Genomic DNA, 3,216 nt, shown 5'->3' on the forward strand with positions numbered 1-3,216 from the left:
AGTGGGGGAAATACTACATTTGCAGGCGCCGTGGTTTCTGCAAACCGTGTAGAGATGGGTGTTGGTGGTGATTTCACCATTGTCAGCCGCAGTGATAAGGGACAAAGTTCCAGCAAGCAAAACTCTGTTTCCATTGGTTATAATAGCCGAGAAAAGGATGATGCAGCCACAACCAATATTTCCTTGAACAAGGATAAATCCTCTAGTGATTATCATAGTGTTGTGGAACAATCAGGCATCAAAGCGGGTGATGGCGGCTTTAATATCAACGTTAAAGATAAAACGACCCTAACCGGAGGTATTATTGAAAGCACCGCGCCGGCAGATAAAAANTACTATCGTCATTACTGATGAAGCAGGGCAGAAGGCATTAACAGGGCAAGATGTTGAGCAAGCCATAGCCTCCCTTAATCGGGATACTGCCACCGCCCATAAGGGTGTACAACAGCTCGATGTAGGCAAGCTGGAACAAATCGTCCATGAAAATCGCGAAATGGCGACACAACTTTTAGAAGAAGGGTTTAAATACAGCGATGATTCCTATAAAACCATGTTTATCAAAGAGCACCCCATCGCCGTGGTCGACCGTGATAAAGATGGAAAGATCATCTATAAAACAGATGAAAATGAGCAGTATATCACAGACGCTCGTGGACAACCAATCCCTAAGTTCCATTATTTAACGGATGAAGAAAAGCAGCATTTGCAAGAAGGCTCTGATGGCAAAGTGCATGTGTCCTTTAATGGCATCTTTACACCACCAGAGGAAGCCGCTGTTTATGCAGAGCAACACGCCAAGGATAAAAATAATGCACCGCTTTATTTTGTGGTGTTCCCAGAAGCCGATTCTGCTATTTCAGAGCTTCTGGTCGCAGGATACCAGAAGTTTATGGAAAATAACTTGTGGGGTTTGACTAATTCCACACAAGAAGCAAAAGGTTTGATGTATAGCTATGGTCTTACAGGGTTAGAACTTTACGGCCATAGTCGCGGGACGATGACATTGGGGAATATGCTGTATTCTTTCAAACAAGAAGGTGTGCACGGGATAGCCAACGAAAACACGACTATCAATCTCTATGGACCAGCCTTTAATGTTTTAGTTGCATCCGGTCTGTTAGGGTATGTGAGTGATGGCAAACAAACCACGATTGGTTTTGATGGGCATAGATATGACTTTGTCAGCAGAATTATTGGCGGCAATAGCTATACTTACGAGACAATACCTGCTGGTAGTAATTGGTGGAAAGAAACATGGAATATGTTCACAAGTCCTTACAATCCCCATACTTGCCTTGGAGATGCGGGTCCGAAATGCCAAGATATATATGGACTTTCCCATCGAGTACAAGTCCCTTTAAGGAGGAAAAAATGAAACAAATCTTTAAATTATTGAGTTGCATAGCTTTATTAGTTATAATGGGATGCCAGTTTAATAAACCTCCTGCAGGATACTTCACTGTGTGGGAGAAAACAGGAGCAGATCGGCTTGAGGTAAAAAAAGCCTTGTTAGAATGTGGCATGCCAGCTCCTTATGATGTATTTCCAGAAAACAGAAATTTAAGCAACAATGCATGGGCAACCATAGAAGCTTGTATGATTCAAGCTGGTTTTCATGATAAATATGATGTGGGGGGGGGCTGGTGTGGAAATCATAAAGCCGAAAATCTCCCGATTTGTCGTCCAGGCGCTGTTGTTCCACAGAGAAGTGTCAAGAAGCGCTTAAACAGCCCTTTTTGTAAAAAGCATCCAGAACAATATGAATGCTATCCTTAAATATTGCTGTTTGTGATGATCAACAATCCGCTATGCTTGCCTTCGCTTGGAATGGTGGGATTGTTTTCTCAATTTACCATCTCAACTCAGTTCAGAACTGTCTTGAAAAACGGAGATAAAATATCAACAGGCTTTAGAGCCTTTTTATTGTAAATAAATCCATTGAAAGAGGGGAAAATGAAAAAAATCTTAAAACTATTGAGCTGCATAGCTCTCTTAACTACAGCTGGATGTGTTAACTCAATTCCCTCACTTTCTCCAGCATTATGGAGAAATAAAATACTTTTAGAATGTGGAGTACCGGACCTTAATAAGGTTGTGGCGCTAGATTTGAATCAATTTGCCAGTATTGAAATGTGTATGGCGCAATCAGGTTTTCGCCCTAGCTTTACAATACAAGATTGGTGTGAAAATCATAAATCGGATAATCTTCCCATATGTCGTCCTGGTGCTGTCATGCCTCAGCGAAGTGTTGAGAGACGCTTAAATAGCCCTTATTGTAAAAAGCATTCAGAACAACTTGAATGCAAACCTTAGGTCTTGCTTCAGCAGAGAAAGCTTTGAATTTACACCAAATAAAGCTCCAGGTTGATGAGTTTGAGAAAGCCTTGTCCGTCCTTACATGACAAGGTTTTTTTATGCCGCGTCGTTATAACGTTGCTGTTTTGCTTGCTCGATGACATTCAAAAGATCCGATTGTAACCAACGGGATAAAAAGCCAAATTTTAAAGGTTTTGGGAGAGAGCCATTGGTAACATGACGCCGGAAAGTTGAGACACTCATATGAAGCAATTTTGCACTTTCACGGTTTGTTAAAAGACTATCATTTTCTGTCATTCTAAAATCCTTTCATTCTTAAAAAATAGAAACAAATCATAAGCATTTATTAACCATATCTTTGAATCATTGGAAAGGTATTTATTCTATAAAAAACAATATTTTATCATATAAATTCTCATGTGATAAATTATGAGTCTAATTGAGAGCGAATGAGAGAGAAGAGAGAGAAAGTTATCCACAGATCATGGGGTTATTCACCCCATATCTTAAGATTGACCGGTGACATAAGCCGCCCATTTATCCATATAAACGCGGCGCTGTTCTAAATAATCAGTACGACGATAGGCACGTTCTACTTTACCGCCGACCGTATGAGCTAAAATAGTTTCAGCGACCTCATAGGGGGCATCGGTTGTTTCAGCAAGCCAATTGCGTAAACTAGAGCGAAAACCATGCGGGCAGGCTTCAAGTCCAATACGTTTCATATATTGAGCCATACACCTATGCGCGAGGGGACCGCGACCTGTTGCAGAAAAGAAGAAATCATTGCGTGATAAAAGGCGCGCTTGTTTTAAAATTTCTAATGCTTCTGATGATAAAGGCACGCGAAACTCTGTTGTGGTATCACGTTTTCCTTTCATATTTTCAGCAGGAATAGTC

General features: G+C 40.9%; 4 protein-coding genes and 1 pseudogene. 3 read left to right on the forward strand and 2 right to left on the reverse strand.

Features of this window, described 5'->3' with window-relative positions; genetic code table 11:
• The 3 genes and pseudogenes from ACFIMX_RS05535 to ACFIMX_RS05545 form a co-directional block, all read left to right on the forward strand.
• Positions 1-1,375: pseudogene (locus tag ACFIMX_RS05535) on the forward strand (hemagglutinin repeat-containing protein); the annotation flags it as partial.
• A complete protein-coding gene (locus tag ACFIMX_RS05540; RefSeq protein ID WP_375694159.1) occupies positions 1,372-1,776 on the forward strand; it encodes a hypothetical protein in 405 nt (134 codons plus the stop codon). The pseudogene ACFIMX_RS05535 and the gene ACFIMX_RS05540, both read left to right, overlap by 4 nt.
• Positions 1,777-1,953: 177 nt before the next feature.
• Positions 1,954-2,313: a hypothetical protein gene (locus ACFIMX_RS05545; protein WP_375639415.1), complete on the forward strand. Its 360-nt coding sequence runs from the start codon at positions 1,954-1,956 to the stop codon at positions 2,311-2,313.
• 99 nt (positions 2,314-2,412) lie between these two features.
• Here ACFIMX_RS05545 and ACFIMX_RS05550 read toward each other — a convergent pair whose 3' ends face one another.
• Positions 2,413-2,613: a helix-turn-helix transcriptional regulator gene (locus ACFIMX_RS05550; RefSeq protein ID WP_375694160.1), complete on the reverse strand. Its 201-nt coding sequence runs from the start codon at positions 2,611-2,613 to the stop codon at positions 2,413-2,415.
• A gap of 209 nt (positions 2,614-2,822) precedes the next feature.
• Positions 2,823-3,216 (reverse strand): tyrosine-type recombinase/integrase (locus ACFIMX_RS05555; RefSeq protein WP_375694161.1); only part of this gene is annotated, 394 nt, incomplete at its 5' end.

The sequence above is a fragment of the Bartonella sp. AD24XZML genome, from assembly GCF_042196485.1.
GTDB lineage: Bacteria > Pseudomonadota > Alphaproteobacteria > Rhizobiales > Rhizobiaceae > Bartonella.

Excerpts from the sequence above, each read along its gene's own strand:
- ACFIMX_RS05545 (WP_375639415.1), top strand. The coding sequence starts at position 1,954 with ATGAAAAAAATCTTAAAACTATTGAGCTGCATAGCTCTCTTAACTACA.
- ACFIMX_RS05550 (WP_375694160.1), bottom strand. The coding sequence starts at position 2,613 with ATGACAGAAAATGATAGTCTTTTAACAAACCGTGAAAGTGCAAAATTG.
- ACFIMX_RS05540 (WP_375694159.1), top strand. The coding sequence starts at position 1,372 with ATGAAACAAATCTTTAAATTATTGAGTTGCATAGCTTTATTAGTTATA.